This window comes from Paenibacillus sp. FSL W7-1332 (assembly GCF_037969785.1).
Taxonomy (GTDB): Bacteria; Bacillota; Bacilli; order Paenibacillales; family Paenibacillaceae; genus Paenibacillus_AQ.
The window spans coordinates 4,439,392-4,452,762 of sequence record NZ_CP150209.1 but is presented as its reverse complement, the minus strand read 5'-3'; the positions used below and the strand labels follow the sequence as shown (position 1 = coordinate 4,452,762).

Here is a 13,371-nt window from a genome sequence, read left to right as displayed (position 1 = left end):
GAAATTAACGGATGATTACTGGAGAATCATGGAATGACATTTTCAAACTAAAAAATAGTGAGGTGTTCCATCTGCTGCGAAAATTACTTAAAACCGTCATGCAAAGCTCCTGGATGATGTGGGAACGTATCTTCAGCTTCATTTCCAGGTTCCGCAGCTCGCATATCTCGCGATTTGGCATATGCACAGTCATGATTAAGAAGCATCGAGGAGAGCGCATCGTCTGCGAGGACTCAACGGTCATTCAGAATGGAGATTTGGTAGGCGAGCTGCATTTGGACAATGAAACGATTCTCAAATTAATCCGATCGGAAGGGCCGGATCGTGCGGCTTTGAAAATAGCAAGACTTGCAAGAAAGTCCATGCTGCAGATTAGCCGTGCATATGAAGATCGGTCCGAGTTCAGCGAGGTCAGCGCATTGGTTGGGATTACTTTGCTGCACCGTGGATTAACGCACGGTCTTGGTTTTGAGCATCAAGCGATGAAACCGGACTTGTTCCAGAAGCTGACCACGTCCTATCTGCGAATGCTGTTATCCGTGATGCACCCGGATGGCAAGAACCGGATTGATCGAAGAACGGAATTACTCGTTCCCATGATGTTAATACATACCCGCTCATCGCTGATGAAGCGATTTTCAATGGCGGATAAGCGGCCTTTACATGAAGAAGGGCATGCCATCTTGGTATCGGCTGCGGTTGAAGCTTGAGTGAAAGTGGCATTGCCACGTACATAAGGTAAACCTGTTAATTGCAGCTGAGTGGGAGTTCTAATAGAAATGAGGAGAGCAACAGATGGAAGAATGGTATAAACTTGACCACGCCGGGAAGCTGTTTCCCGCCGTTGCAGGAAGGGAGAATTCATCAACCTACCGGTTGTCCATGATGCTGACAAGTGATGTGGAGCCATCGGTGTTGCAGCAGGCGCTCGATAGCGTAATGAAGAGATTCCCTCTATTAAACGTCGAGCTTAGAAATGGCCTGTTCTGGAAATTTCTGCGGGAGAAGGAGACGCGTTTGATGGTGGAACCGGAATCCACCTATCCTTGTGCACCTGCAGCTCTCTCGACTGAGGGCGGAAGCTTGGTGAGGGTTTTATATCATGACAACAAGATTAGCGTGGAGATTTTTCATGCGCTAACAGACGGGGGTGGGGCACTGGAGTTTCTCAAAACCTTGGTGTTCCAGTATTTATATCTGCTCGGCGAAAACGTAGAGGACAAGGAAGGTCTGATTTTGCCGCCAGCTTCATTTGCTCGCTATGCCGAGGCACAGGACAGCTTTAAAGCTCATTATACATCGGCCACGGCCGATTCCAGAATGCCGGAGGCCCTGCAAATTCCCGGTACCCGATTCTCGCCGTATGGACACAACGTCATCCACGGCATGATTCACGCCTCGCGGCTGAATGGGGCGGCCAAGCAGAAGGGAGTAACGCTCACCGCTTACCTGACAGCGATTTTGATTATGGCGGTTTATGAGACGACGTTGCCCTTCAACAACGATAACCGGCCGATTGTGATCAGCATGCCGGTGAACCTGCGTAAAATATTTCCTTCGAGCAGCCTGCGCAACTTTTTTGCGGTCATTAACATTGGCGTACAGATGAAGGAAGGCATGACATTGGATGAGGTACAAGGTATCGTGCATGCACAGATGAAAGAGAAAACGACGAAGTCTAATCTAACCCAAGCGATGGCCGGCAGCATGAAATACGAGAAAAACCTATTATCCCGATTCACGCCGCTGAAATTGAAGGATCTGGCGATTCGTTATGGGTTCGACCATTACGGTGAAGAAGCCAAAACGCTTACGCTTACCAATCTGGGCCGAGTCGATATCCCAGCGAGTATGGCTGCGCATATCGAATCAATGGAAACCACGATGTATCCTACGGCCAAGAGTCCAATGAACTGTGCCGTCAGTTCGATCAATGACCAGCTTACCATCACCTTTGCCAGGAATATCGTCGAGAGCGATGTGATCAGGCACTTTTTTCGCCAGCTTGCCAGCCTAAGCGGATTGGATATAAGGATTGTCAGCAATGATTGGGGGATGGGCGCATGAGATGCGAGAGCTGTGGGGTATCCGTAGACCCGGCGCACGCAGCATGTCCCTTATGCCGGAGAAATTTACATGGTAAGGGCGATGCACCATCAACAGGGAATTCCTGGTACCCCATCTATGAGGCTGTAGAGGAGCAGCGTGCGAGCAGTCTGTTATCCAAGTGGCTTACTTTCATTGCAGTGTCTGTCATCGGTTTATCTTTACTTATAAATATTCTTGGAGATCACGAAGTATGGTGGAGTCTGTACCTCATGCCCTGCGTGCTCTATGCATGGCTGTTCATCAGACATACCTTGATGTCCAAGTCGCACCTCGGCGGCAAAATCGTCGTACAGCTGCTCGGGCTGTCCGGCATGCTGCTATGGCTTAACGTGGCAGCGGGTACGAATTACTGGTCGACCGGTTACGTCATTCCGTTCCTGATGATGGCGGCAACCCTTCTGATTACCGTTATATGCTGCACCAGAAAAATGCGCTGGCGTGAGTTCGCAGGTTACTTGTTAACCCTGATCTTGCTTGGGTTTGTACCCTTATTACTATATGCCGTCGGCATGTCGCACATATTATGGACAGCCGTTGCGACGGCCGTATATGCCTTATTAACGTTCGGCGGGATGTGTCTGATTGCAGATAAGGGATTCCGAAAGGATATGAAGCGCAGATTACATTTTTGACAGGAGGAGAACATGATGTACTCCATTACGATTAGAAGAATGGCAGATTATGAACGAGACGTTCGCGAGGAAGTGGCGGAAGTGTTTGTTGATGGGTATTATAACGAACTGTCCTATTTCACCGAGGATCGAAGCACGTTAAAGAAAGCCTTCCGGAGTCTGTTCAGTCCTGAGGTGTTTTATGTGGCTGAGGTCCAGGGCGTCATTATCGGGATTTTAGCCTGTTCCCATCATAGGCAGCGGGCCATGCCGGTCGAGTTAGCTCCGCTTCAGGAGGCTTTTGGAGACAAGACAGGGGAGCTTGCATATAACGTCATGAAGAACGAATTTAACCCGGCACTGCCTTATGATGAGGAAACGGGTTATATCGAATGTGTGGCAACTACTACGAAAGTACGAGGCAAAGGCGTTTCCACCGCTTTAATAAAGCATGTCAAAGAGGAGCTGCCATACAAGCGTTATGTTCTGGAAGTGACCGACAGCAACCACGTCGCGCTATCGTTATATCAGAAAATAGGATTCGTGGAGATTGAACGCAAATCCGAGATAGATGCAGAGGAAAAAGGGTTCAGCGATCGTATATACATGGAATGGAGAAAGCCGGTCTTCAGGTGATATCCATATAAACGAGAGACGCTCAAACGAATAGGACGGTATGGAGTTTAACAACCTCCGCTTTAGAACGAATTGAAGCGGGAGGTTTTTTGTTGTTTTTTGAGCCTCTGCCATGATAATTTAGTATGTATTGCCAGGTTTACGGTAATCTTCTTAAGGAATCTATTGTGTGACGATTTACTGATTCAAAGTCAGATTGCGGGGTGACGCCATGTTTGAACTGCTGATTACAATGACCGAGCGGATTGGAATAATTGTGACGATTGCATTTATCGTAACCCGGTTGAGGTTCTTCCGATCGATGATAAGTCAGGACAAGCTGACGTCTGTACAACAGATTCAGGCCGTATTAGTCTTCGGGATTTTAGGGATTATCGGGACGTATACCGGAATTACGGTGAACACCGAATCCCTTGAAGTCAACAAATGGATGATGCAAGTTTCCGGAGACGAAGCGATTGCGAATTCAAGGGTTGTCGGTGTTGTTATGGCCGGATTGTTCGGAGGCTACAGAATCGGGCTTGGTGCAGGACTGATTGCAGGGCTTCACCGTTTTACATTAGGTGGGTTTACGAGTTTGGCCTGTGGGCTCGCGACCATACTTGCAGGTCTTCTGGCCAGCCTGTTTCATAAAAAGAATGAGCAGGTTCGTTTCTCAGCTGCGCTTCTAATGGGGGCATTGGCAGAGTCCCTTCAGATGCTGATCATCCTGCTTTTGTCCAGACCATTCGAACAGGCGATGTCCTTGGTCGGTTATATTGGAGTACCAATGATTGTAGCAAACGGAATCGGTTGTGCATTGTTTCTGCTCATAATCCGATCCGTATTGAATGAAGAGGAGAAGGTAGCGGCTCAGCAGGCACAAGCTTCTCTTCGGATTGCCCGCAGAACCATTGGGTATATGCGTCAGGGGATGAATGCGCAATCCGCGGAAGCGGTATGCCAGATTCTTTACGAGGAAGTCAATGCCAGTGCGATTGCGATTACGAATGATCGGATGATTCTGGCCCATGTCGGAACGGGGGATGATCATCATGCGGCAGGTCGTCCGCTGCAGACGGAAGTGACGCGCCGGGTCATTGAACAAGGGGAGCAGCTGATCGCGGATCGGGCGCATATTCAGTGCCAGAAGCCGGATTGTCCGCTGGGAGCCGCTGTCATCGGACCTTTGAAACAGGGCGGTCAGACCGTGGGCACACTAAAGTTCTATTTTCGAAGTCCGAAGGATATTACCCACGTTACAACAGAATTGATGTCAGGTCTTACGATGCTGTTAAGCTACCAGTTGGAGGCTGCTCAATTGGAGGAAACCAAGGAACTTGCCAGAGAAGCTGAGATCAAGACGCTTCAAGCACAAATTCATCCGCACTTTTTGTTTAATGCATTAAACACGATACTCTCTCTAACACGGATTGATGCGGAGAAAGCAAGAAAGCTGCTGCGGAGTCTATCGGACTATATCCGCCAGAATTTGACCGCCGCAACCACCGAGAAGGCCACGCTTCAGGATGAACTGCAGCATATACGATCTTATATGAGCATTGAACAAACCAGATTCGAGGATAAGCTGCAAATTCAATATGAAGTAGAGGATTCCGCGTTGCAGGCGCTTGTACCGCCGCTGACCTTGCAGCCATTAATAGAGAACAGCATACGCCACGGTTTCAGGAACAAAACAGACGATTGTGTCATACTTATCCGCATTCAGGGTGATCCGGCTAACGGTGTATTCGTTACGATCAAGGACAATGGAACGGGGATTACGCCGGAACGGCTTCGGTTATTGGGGCGCCAAATGCTCGATTCTTCATCGGGTACGGGAATGGCTGTGTATAACGTGAACAGAAGATTGGGCTTGATGTATGGGCCCCATGCATCATTAAACATCCAAAGTGATGAAGCGGTCGGGACTGAAATTCAATTCCAGATTCCCGCAGCCGCTAACGTATAACTCTACTCATGAAGGCAGGGATTTCTTACACATGATCGAACGCATTCGAACACTCATCGTGGATGATGAACGGTACAGCCGTGAAGAACTGAACTATTTACTGAAGCAGCATCCTACACTCGAGATCGTTGGAGAAGCGGATTCCGGGGAACAGGCGGTGTTAAAGACCATGCAGTTGAAGCCGGAAGCCGTGTTTCTGGATATTGAAATGCCCTTAATGAACGGGCTTGAAACGGCTAGAGCCTTGAACGAATTGAAGCTCCCTCCAAAAATCGTATTTGCCACGGCGTACCCTCAATTCGGTGTAGAGGCCTTCAGGTTCGAAGCGCTGGACTATTTGTTAAAGCCTATAGACGAAGAAAGACTGGCGGAGACGGTAAGGCGCCTTGAGCAATCATTACGAAGGGAAGACCCGACAGCACCCGCTCATTCCAAATCATCGGGCAAGCTGTCGTTGGATGTGGATGGGGAAATTATGTTCATAGACCCGAAAGATATTATTTATATCTCACGGGAGGAGGCATACTCCAAGATCGTCACAGTCGATAAGCAATATCATGTTAAAACGCCACTCAAGGAGCTGGAAACGAAGCTTCGGCAGTATCCGTTCTTCCGGATTCATAAAAGCTATGTGGTACATCTTGATTATGTTAAAAGCCTGGTTCCTTGGTTTAACGGCGCATTCCAGCTTGAGCTGAAGGGGTGCAGCGACAAACTAGCCGTAAGCCGTAATTATGCCAAGGCATTTCGAGAGGCTTTGGAGCTTTAATGAAACGTGGATGTGTTAAGGATGGAACGCTCATGTTGTGAATGAAGACTGCATGAGAGCCCTTTAATGTGCATAATAACCTTAAATTTGAACATCTTAATGCGTCTAGACGACATGTTATTTCAAAATCGCCCTCTGATCTCGATAATTTCTTATAATCAATGTAAGCGATTTCAGTAAAAGGGGGCGAAGGCATGTATACCTTCATCATATCGATCATTCTGCTGGTTATTGGATATTTCACTTATGGAAAATACATTGAAAAAATGTTCGGAGTTAAAGAAGAACGGGCAACACCTGCTTATGTCAATCAGGACGGCGTTGATTATCTACCCATGGGTTCGAACAAAAACTCGCTGATTCAGCTACTCAATATAGCCGGTGTGGGCCCCATCTTCGGACCCATTATGGGCGCGCTCTATGGACCGGTTGCTTTTATTTGGATTGTCCTGGGGTGTATTTTTGCCGGGGCTGTCCATGATTACCTGACAGGTATGATTTCTATCCGCAATCGAGGAGCACATCTGCCGGAGCTTGCCGGCAAGTTTCTGGGCAAAGTGATGAAGCATGTTGTGAACGCTTTCGCGATTCTGCTGCTGGTCTTGGTAGGTACCGTCTTTGTGACCTCACCGGCCAGCCTGCTTCACAATCTGATGAACGGCAAAGTCAGTTTGTGGATCATCACCCTGTTTATTTTCGGCTATTACATTCTGGCTACACTGCTGCCTATCGATAAAATCATTGGCCGCTTCTATCCGATATTCGGCGCGCTGTTACTCATAGCATCTCTTGGTGTCGGCGGGATGCTAATTGTACAGCAGGTACCGATACCGGAATTGACATTAGCCAATTTGCATCCGGATAACATGCCAATATTTCCACTGTTGTTTTTAACCATTACGTGCGGTGCTTTATCCGGATTCCATGCTACCCAGACACCGATTATTTCCCGGACTACACAGACCGAGAAGCAGGGACGTAAAATTTTCTATGGGATGATGATTGCCGAGGGGATTATTGCCATGGTATGGGCCGCAGCGGCGATGAGTTTGTTCCAGGGGTCTAGCGGCTTGAACGAGCTTCTGGCAACCGGCGGAACGGGTCTTGTCGTAAGCGAGGTTGCGAAGGTGACGTTAGGGGCCGTTATAGGCACATTGGCTGTGCTGGGCGTGATCGTGCTGCCGATTACGTCGGGGGATACCGCATTCCGGAGCGCGCGCATGATCATTGCCGATTATATCAAGCTGCCGCAATTCAGCATGAAGCGGCGCCTTGTCATTGCCATTCCTTTGTTTGTCATTTCCATTGCCTTAACGCAAATTGATTTCAACATTCTCTGGAGATATTTCTCCTGGGCCAATCAGGCCACCGCAGTGATTGCCCTGTTTGTCGGTGCGATGTACCTGTTCATTGCCCGAAAAAATTACTGGGTAGCCCTCATTCCGGGTGCTTTCATGCTTTACACAACGACAGTGTATATTCTGAATGCGCAGATCGGGTTCAGGCAGTCCATGAATGTTTCATATATCGTGGGTGCTGTCATCAGTGTTATCTTGGTTATCGTATTTTTTAAAGCGGCCCAAAAAGCGCGCGCAGCCGAAATGCCGCTTGAGGTTGATATCTCGGATTATCATAAAGTCGCATAACCAAATCATCGAGCATGCTTCCATAAATCAGAACCGTCTTTGGAGATTATCCATGGACGGTTTCTTTATTCTCAATGAGATAGCGATGTAGCGGCATACCCAGCGGATCGTATATTTGTATAAATAATCGACAGGCTGTCACACATAAGATGAAAGAGTGAAGGGTTCATGTCTAGAGATGATGGGGAGGTGGCATGACTTGCTGTCGATGTTGCTCTTTATATTTGCCGTCTGTGCCGCGGTAGCCAGTGTCGACACCACCTGTGGGCTGAATGTGTTAGGCAGTCTGGAGGGCACGAAGGTCAGTAAATCCAAATATGCGCTGGTGTACATCGTGTCTTGTACCCTGGGCGGCGCTATAACCGGACTGGCGATCGGATTCATCAATTTTTTGCTGGAATTAACCCCTGTTGGTTTATATCAAAACTCTATTATTGTGGTGCTGTTTGCGATACTCCTGGGCTTGGAGCTCATTCATAAAACGGGGATTCTTCCATCCGGCAATTTCATCGTTCCCTCCGAATGGATCAAGCATGCAGGGTACCGTTCGGCGGCATTATGGGGCCAGATTCTGGGCTTGGGTTTCATCACATTGCAGGTGGGCGTCCTCTTTCACGCTTATATCCTGGTCTCCTTGTTCGCGGCTCCATGGTGGCTTAGCTTGCTGGCAGGGGCAACGTTTGGAGTCGTTCGCGGCACCGTGTTCAGTCTCCCGCTGATCCGATCCATCGTGTACCGTATGCTTGAAAAAAGGGTGCGCAATCTCACGCTGCTCTCGGCCGTGCGGCAAACGGTCTCTATGCTGCTGATCATCGGTTCCATCATCTGGATCATCAGCTACTGAAGAGAAAGGAGCATATGGGCCCATGTACGATTTACTCGCAATATCCGTTACGCTGCCCATGCTGTTGTCCGTGGTGAGCTTTGGCTGGAGCCGTGCATTCGGTGATCCGGATCGGTTCCCTGGAAGTGCCCAATTGCATGCTCTGCTCATCCTCCTGCAGGTCTTGTCAGTGACCATGGTATATGGTTTTCCATCGCGGTACAGTTTCCTGGGCATCTCTTTTCTTTATTTTGTTCAGGGTGTGGGCGTCGCTTATTTCATCCGAAAAAAAGGGAGGGTGGACTGCGGCTGTCTCGGGCCTCAGATCAGCTCCAAGCTTGGGTTTCCATTAATTGGGTTCAATCTGACGATGGGACTTATGGGGTTGATCTACAGCCATCCTGACTGGTTTGCGCATCGTCACTCTTTTGATGTAACCGGTCTGCTTATGGAGGGGATGATGCTGCTGCTATCGCTCTTTATCATCATAGGGGTTCCGGATGCCCTGCATACGATCCGAATATACCGCGAGATTGCCGCAACTCATATTTCCAAAATAAAAAGGTTGTAAGGGGGCTGCGATGAACACGTTCTTCTGGATCTCATATGCCATACTGTGGATTCTGGTTGTACCGTTGGTCATTCTGAACCTGGTCCTGTTTCGGCAGTTGGGGATTATGGTGATGGGTACCGCGAGAGGCGTGAATCAGTCCGGCATTCCGGTCGGCCATAAAATCCCCGGGGCCACAACGACAACCTTGCGGGGGGCCGAGTGGTCCACAAGCGAGCTGATGGGCACACCTTCCATCATGCTGTTTGGATCGCCGACGTGTAAGGAATGCGCTGATATTTTGCCGGATTTTAAGCGGATCACCAGGATGAATAACGTGAGACCCATCCTTTTGCTATTCTCGTCCGTGGATTTGGCATCGGAGTATGTCCGAAAAATAGGTTATGACGATGAAGTGCTGATCGTAAGTTCGGAGTTTGCGAATCATCTCGATGTGCAGGTCACCCCTTATGCCTACGCGGTGGATATGGACGGTGTCATCAGGCATAAGGGATTGGTCAACAGTCGGGAACAGCTTGAAGCGTACGCGAAAGCATCACGGGCTTCTTAAGATGAGGTGAGAGTATGTGGCGGAAGCCGGAGAACAAGGACGAAGAGACGCAGGTGATGATCAGCCGGGTTACCCGGAAGATGAATCGGAAGTCGCTGCTGAATAAATTTGCCCAAAAAACGGCCGAGACGCTTGCCAAAGTATTAGTTCGTCCCGATGATAACGATATCGTTAAAATCTCGTTTGCTGCGGGGCCCTGCCGGCCTCCGCATGGACAATATTGCTCAGGCTGCGGCGCAGATGCCTCCTGTCCGTCGGATTATATTATTTGCACCCCCAAGACGGTGATCGACGATTGTAAAGGTTTATGCCCTTATCCTTCCGGCTGGTGGTATACGAGTGATCCTGCGGGACAACGGGCCAAGTGTCAGGATTGCATCTCGCGTTATGTACATCCGTATGTCGGAAGGAATTGGTGCTATCAGGGAGCACGGGTCTATGGGCGGTATGTAATCTGTGCATGCAGGTCAACGGAGTTGTATTGATAGAAAAGAGGGAAGTGATTCAAGCCATTCATGGTGAAATCACTGCCTCCAACACATGATCGAGTCCGTTCCGGGCAGCCGGCAGGTTGCCCCATAGCGAGAGCTGCATCAAGGCTTTCGCGGCTTGCTCCTTCGGTTGTACAAGCCGCTCACATGGATAACGAATGTGACAAAATTCATTTCGGTGGTTTTGCACATCGTTCATACTGGGGTTCCAAAGACTGTGCATGGGAGGAGGGAGCATGTTGTCCAGAATAAGACGCGGAGATATGATCCTGTTTGCCTTGATCCTGATCCTTGGCTCCTTCACGGGACTGCAGTGGTGGAAGCATAGCCATGTAGATTTCCAGCAGGGAGAACTCAAGGCTTTGATTACGGTGAACGGCAAAGAATACGAGACTGTCCCGCTGACCGGGGACGAACGTATCATTGATATTAAAACCAAGTTTGGACACAACACACTGAAAGTGTATGACTACGGGATCCAGATGATATACTCGGATGCTCCGAAGCGAATTGCACTGGATATGGGATTTATCTCGGAACCCTATCAGCAGATCATTTGCGTACCGACTAGAGTCGTGGTTGAGGTGTTAGTTCCCGAACATGAACAGCGTGAGACGGAACTGGATGCCGTGGTAGGCTAAGATCAAGGTACAAGAGCGTATGACTACCATAAATTTACTGAGAACCGGGGGTTAATGCCGGTTCTTTTCGTTATGTAGGACAATGGTGTGAATGTTAGGTTAGCGTAACTTTTTAGCAGAAAGAATAGTTATAATTAGAGAGGAAACGAAGCCAGATAACCGATAACCATCATTTTCCGATGAATAGATTCGAAGGAGGCTGTTACATGCTTTCCATTGTGAAGGGACGAGATTTCCAGCCGGATTCGAGAGTTATGGTCGATTGGAGGTCTCCAGTCAGAGCAGCAAAGGTGGAGAGATTATGGGTATGATCGCATTGATATTGATTGTAGGCTTTTTATTCGTTGTGGTATATTTGCGGGCGATTTGGAACGTATTGCTGGACATTCGAAACGAGTTAAGAAAAGATAACGACAGAGGGGCATGATTAGATGATGAACGAGAAAAAAGACTACTCCCACGTATACTGGATCGGAGGTTCCCCATGTTCAGGCAAATCCACGATTGCCGAAATGATCACGAAAGATTACGGCTACACCTATTATCAATGTGACCTGTTCAACGAGAAGCATGTACACTCATGCAATCCGTCGGAGCATCCCACCATGTTCCGTTTGAAGGATATGAACTGGAATACATTATGGTCACGACCGGTTCAGCAGCAGATTGATGAGGAGCTGGAGTTTTATCGCGAGGAGTTTCCGATGATCGTGGATGATGTATCGGCTTTGCCGGCTTCAACCCCCATCATTGTGGAGGGAGCAGCGCTTTTACCTGAAAAAGTAGCACAGCTGGTATCCAGCCCCCATCAGGCAATATGGATCGTACCGGTTCCGGATTTCCAGAAGGAGCATTATGCGAAGCGCGCATGGATCCATGATATTCTGAATCAATGCGATGATCCCGATAACGCGTTTCAAAATTGGATGGGACGAGATATCGGTTTTGCAGCATATGTGGCCAAGGACGCCATGAATCGGGGATTCAAGGTTATATTCGTGGACGGAAGCAAAAGCATTCAGGAGAACTACGAAGAGGTTAAGCGGCATTTTAATCTATGAAAATATTAGGGAAATAAAATGAAGAAACTCAAAATTACAATTTTGGTTTTATTGGTGTTCGTGCTTGCCGATTGACTCCAGAGGGGGAAGCCCGTGGAATTACCCGTTCGGAGCTAAAACATTAATTTCCCAGGGACGGATAGGTTATTGTCTAGATTTTAGTTAAAGTAGTTCAAGGGGGGCGTCGCATGACCATAACGATACAAACTTCTCGTCTGCAATTGAAGACGATTGATCGGGATCGGGCAGCGGATGTGGTGGATTTTATCGTTAAGAACGATGAGCATTGGAAGGTATGGGAGCCAGCTAGAGAAGCTGAGTTCTATACTTTCGATAAGCAGGCGGAGATACTGGGAGCGGAGAGCCGAAGCATAGCAGACGGAACTCTGTTTAAAGTGTGGCTGCATAAAGATGATGAAATTATCGGTTCGATTGCGATCAGCAATATCGTTCGGGGCGTCTTTCAATCGGCCCATGTGGGATACAAGCTGGCAAAGGCTCATACGGGGCAAGGGTATATGACCGAAGCGCTAAGGGCCGTGGTCGACTATTGCTTTGATACGATGGGGCTGCACCGGCTGGAAGCTAACATTATGCCAAGAAACATAGCTTCGTTGAATGTAGTGAGAAGATTAGGCTTCTACGAAGAAGGACTGGCCATCAAATATTTGAAGATTAACGGCGTCTGGGAAGACCACATACATATGGTAATCCGCAATGAACGCATGGAATAACGCATGAGAACGATATTTCTAGGGTGAATGGAGTTAGTGACGAAGGGATCCCTTATTGGGATGATCTCTATCTGGATGTTATTGTGCTTCCAGACGGAAGCCTCTTCATTCAAGATGAAGATGAGCTAGAGGAAGCCTTACGCCAAGGGCATATTGAGTTTCAAGATTATAAGCTGGCTAAAGAAACGGCGGCAAAGATCATTTTGGAGATCCGGTCTGGAGAAAACAAGGTGATCAACAATAGTATCAGGCACTTTTGGCAATTGATTACGGATATAGGGGGGTGTAGCTCTGAAGAGTAGACGTCGAGTTGGTTCATGGATCTGCATCCTATGGATGGTATTGGTATTGTCCTCCTGTCAGAGCGAAGGGGAAAAGGTAGAGCATGTTGAGGCTTATATCGTTGAAAATACAATAATGAATGCTGGTGGATTCTATGTGCCTGCAGGTTATAAAAAAGTGAATTCCATTACCAACCATGAAGATAATCGAGGAGCAACGCTGTCGCGAGTACGGGCGATTGAAGACTATTATGATAGCGACGGAAACTTTATTCTAACAAAGGTGTACGATCAGAGTCATAAACGATTAAAAAATCTACAGACGGAGGATACAAACAATCTCGAGCAGGAGCTTGATCAACCTCTAACCATGTCCCTGACGATCATGCTTGGAAACCTGTCCAGTTAACCGATCAACAAAAGGATGAGGTTAAAGCCCATGTTATGAAACACACCAAAGATCTGTGAGACTATTGTAATTGAAGCTACAAGGAGGC

18 protein-coding genes are annotated in these 13,371 nt (G+C 48.1%); 17 read left to right on the top strand and 1 reads right to left on the bottom strand.

Annotated features, from left to right (window positions below):
• Positions 1 to 113 precede the first annotated feature (113 nt).
• The 11 genes from MKX98_RS19875 (at position 114) to MKX98_RS19825 (ending at position 10,151) form a co-directional block, all read left to right on the top strand.
• A complete protein-coding gene (locus MKX98_RS19875) occupies positions 114 to 710 on the top strand; it encodes a polysaccharide deacetylase (RefSeq protein WP_233354987.1) in 597 nt (198 codons plus the stop codon).
• An 85-nt stretch (positions 711 to 795) separates the two neighbouring features.
• The gene (locus MKX98_RS19870) at positions 796 to 2,067 is read left to right on the top strand and encodes an alcohol acetyltransferase (protein ID WP_339218030.1); all 1,272 of its coding nucleotides are present in this window, start codon (positions 796 to 798) and stop codon (positions 2,065 to 2,067) included.
• Positions 2,064 to 2,741, top strand: coding sequence for a DUF6320 domain-containing protein (locus MKX98_RS19865; protein WP_194543274.1), 678 nt, complete (start codon positions 2,064 to 2,066; stop codon positions 2,739 to 2,741). The genes MKX98_RS19870 and MKX98_RS19865 overlap by 4 nt, the downstream gene beginning before the upstream one ends.
• Positions 2,742 to 2,753: 12 nt before the next feature.
• The gene (locus MKX98_RS19860) at positions 2,754 to 3,356 is read left to right on the top strand and encodes a GNAT family N-acetyltransferase (protein WP_339218029.1); all 603 of its coding nucleotides are present in this window, start codon (positions 2,754 to 2,756) and stop codon (positions 3,354 to 3,356) included.
• 211 nt (positions 3,357 to 3,567) lie between these two features.
• A complete protein-coding gene (locus MKX98_RS19855; protein WP_194543273.1) occupies positions 3,568 to 5,307 on the top strand; it encodes a sensor histidine kinase in 1,740 nt (579 codons plus the stop codon).
• Positions 5,308 to 5,338: 31 nt separating this feature from the next.
• Positions 5,339 to 6,076: a LytTR family DNA-binding domain-containing protein gene (locus MKX98_RS19850; RefSeq protein ID WP_194543272.1), complete on the top strand. Its 738-nt coding sequence runs from the start codon at positions 5,339 to 5,341 to the stop codon at positions 6,074 to 6,076.
• Between the two features lie 194 nt (positions 6,077 to 6,270).
• Positions 6,271 to 7,722 (top strand): carbon starvation CstA family protein, encoded by a 1,452-nt coding sequence (locus tag MKX98_RS19845; protein WP_220684813.1) that lies wholly within the window; start codon positions 6,271 to 6,273, stop codon positions 7,720 to 7,722.
• 208 nt (positions 7,723 to 7,930) lie between these two features.
• Positions 7,931 to 8,566 carry a hypothetical protein gene (locus MKX98_RS19840; protein ID WP_339224525.1) on the top strand — a complete coding sequence of 212 codons (636 nt, stop codon included), beginning with the start codon at positions 7,931 to 7,933 and terminating at the stop codon, positions 8,564 to 8,566.
• Between the two features lie 22 nt (positions 8,567 to 8,588).
• Positions 8,589 to 9,116: a MauE/DoxX family redox-associated membrane protein gene (locus tag MKX98_RS19835; protein ID WP_339218028.1), complete on the top strand. Its 528-nt coding sequence runs from the start codon at positions 8,589 to 8,591 to the stop codon at positions 9,114 to 9,116.
• Between the two features lie 10 nt (positions 9,117 to 9,126).
• On the top strand, positions 9,127 to 9,666 hold the full coding sequence (locus MKX98_RS19830) for a methylamine dehydrogenase (protein ID WP_339218027.1): 540 nt from the start codon (positions 9,127 to 9,129) through the stop codon (positions 9,664 to 9,666).
• A 14-nt stretch (positions 9,667 to 9,680) separates the two neighbouring features.
• A complete protein-coding gene (locus tag MKX98_RS19825) occupies positions 9,681 to 10,151 on the top strand; it encodes a hypothetical protein (protein ID WP_194543267.1) in 471 nt (156 codons plus the stop codon).
• Positions 10,152 to 10,179: 28 nt separating this feature from the next.
• On the opposite strand, the gene MKX98_RS19820 is transcribed toward MKX98_RS19825, so the two are convergent.
• Complete coding sequence (locus MKX98_RS19820) at positions 10,180 to 10,356, bottom strand: hypothetical protein (RefSeq protein WP_339218026.1); 177 nt, start codon at positions 10,354 to 10,356, stop codon at positions 10,180 to 10,182.
• A gap of 37 nt (positions 10,357 to 10,393) precedes the next feature.
• Between MKX98_RS19820 and MKX98_RS19815 the strand changes: the two genes are divergently transcribed.
• From MKX98_RS19815 to MKX98_RS19790, 6 genes are all read left to right on the top strand, one after another.
• Positions 10,394 to 10,798 (top strand): NusG domain II-containing protein, encoded by a 405-nt coding sequence (locus MKX98_RS19815; RefSeq protein WP_233354986.1) that lies wholly within the window; start codon positions 10,394 to 10,396, stop codon positions 10,796 to 10,798.
• Between the two features lie 301 nt (positions 10,799 to 11,099).
• A complete protein-coding gene (locus tag MKX98_RS19810; RefSeq protein WP_258394524.1) occupies positions 11,100 to 11,225 on the top strand; it encodes a hypothetical protein in 126 nt (41 codons plus the stop codon).
• Positions 11,226 to 11,229: 4 nt separating this feature from the next.
• Complete coding sequence (locus tag MKX98_RS19805; protein ID WP_194543264.1) at positions 11,230 to 11,859, top strand: hypothetical protein; 630 nt, start codon at positions 11,230 to 11,232, stop codon at positions 11,857 to 11,859.
• A gap of 188 nt (positions 11,860 to 12,047) precedes the next feature.
• Positions 12,048 to 12,593, top strand: coding sequence for a GNAT family protein (locus tag MKX98_RS19800; RefSeq protein ID WP_339218025.1), 546 nt, complete (start codon positions 12,048 to 12,050; stop codon positions 12,591 to 12,593).
• Positions 12,594 to 12,616: 23 nt separating this feature from the next.
• Positions 12,617 to 12,895, top strand: coding sequence for a DUF402 domain-containing protein (locus MKX98_RS19795; protein WP_339218024.1), 279 nt, complete (start codon positions 12,617 to 12,619; stop codon positions 12,893 to 12,895).
• A gap of 34 nt (positions 12,896 to 12,929) precedes the next feature.
• Positions 12,930 to 13,283, top strand: coding sequence for a hypothetical protein (locus MKX98_RS19790; RefSeq protein WP_339218023.1), 354 nt, complete (start codon positions 12,930 to 12,932; stop codon positions 13,281 to 13,283).
• Positions 13,284 to 13,371: the final 88 nt, after the last annotated feature.

What these genes read in the sequence shown, in the direction of transcription:
- MKX98_RS19875 (WP_233354987.1), top strand. Translation starts at nt 114, where the DNA reads ATGATGTGGGAACGTATCTTCAGCTTCATTTCCAGGTTCCGCAGCTCG.
- MKX98_RS19870 (WP_339218030.1), top strand. Translation starts at nt 796, where the DNA reads ATGGAAGAATGGTATAAACTTGACCACGCCGGGAAGCTGTTTCCCGCC.
- MKX98_RS19865 (WP_194543274.1), top strand. Translation starts at nt 2,064, where the DNA reads ATGAGATGCGAGAGCTGTGGGGTATCCGTAGACCCGGCGCACGCAGCA.
- MKX98_RS19860 (WP_339218029.1), top strand. Translation starts at nt 2,754, where the DNA reads ATGATGTACTCCATTACGATTAGAAGAATGGCAGATTATGAACGAGAC.
- MKX98_RS19855 (WP_194543273.1), top strand. Translation starts at nt 3,568, where the DNA reads ATGTTTGAACTGCTGATTACAATGACCGAGCGGATTGGAATAATTGTG.
- MKX98_RS19850 (WP_194543272.1), top strand. Translation starts at nt 5,339, where the DNA reads ATGATCGAACGCATTCGAACACTCATCGTGGATGATGAACGGTACAGC.
- MKX98_RS19845 (WP_220684813.1), top strand. Translation starts at nt 6,271, where the DNA reads ATGTATACCTTCATCATATCGATCATTCTGCTGGTTATTGGATATTTC.
- MKX98_RS19840 (WP_339224525.1), top strand. Translation starts at nt 7,931, where the DNA reads ATGTTGCTCTTTATATTTGCCGTCTGTGCCGCGGTAGCCAGTGTCGAC.
- MKX98_RS19835 (WP_339218028.1), top strand. Translation starts at nt 8,589, where the DNA reads ATGTACGATTTACTCGCAATATCCGTTACGCTGCCCATGCTGTTGTCC.
- MKX98_RS19830 (WP_339218027.1), top strand. Translation starts at nt 9,127, where the DNA reads ATGAACACGTTCTTCTGGATCTCATATGCCATACTGTGGATTCTGGTT.
- MKX98_RS19825 (WP_194543267.1), top strand. Translation starts at nt 9,681, where the DNA reads ATGTGGCGGAAGCCGGAGAACAAGGACGAAGAGACGCAGGTGATGATC.
- MKX98_RS19820 (WP_339218026.1), bottom strand. Translation starts at nt 10,356, where the DNA reads ATGAACGATGTGCAAAACCACCGAAATGAATTTTGTCACATTCGTTAT.
- MKX98_RS19815 (WP_233354986.1), top strand. Translation starts at nt 10,394, where the DNA reads ATGTTGTCCAGAATAAGACGCGGAGATATGATCCTGTTTGCCTTGATC.
- MKX98_RS19810 (WP_258394524.1), top strand. Translation starts at nt 11,100, where the DNA reads ATGGGTATGATCGCATTGATATTGATTGTAGGCTTTTTATTCGTTGTG.
- MKX98_RS19805 (WP_194543264.1), top strand. Translation starts at nt 11,230, where the DNA reads ATGATGAACGAGAAAAAAGACTACTCCCACGTATACTGGATCGGAGGT.
- MKX98_RS19800 (WP_339218025.1), top strand. Translation starts at nt 12,048, where the DNA reads ATGACCATAACGATACAAACTTCTCGTCTGCAATTGAAGACGATTGAT.
- MKX98_RS19790 (WP_339218023.1), top strand. Translation starts at nt 12,930, where the DNA reads ATGGTATTGGTATTGTCCTCCTGTCAGAGCGAAGGGGAAAAGGTAGAG.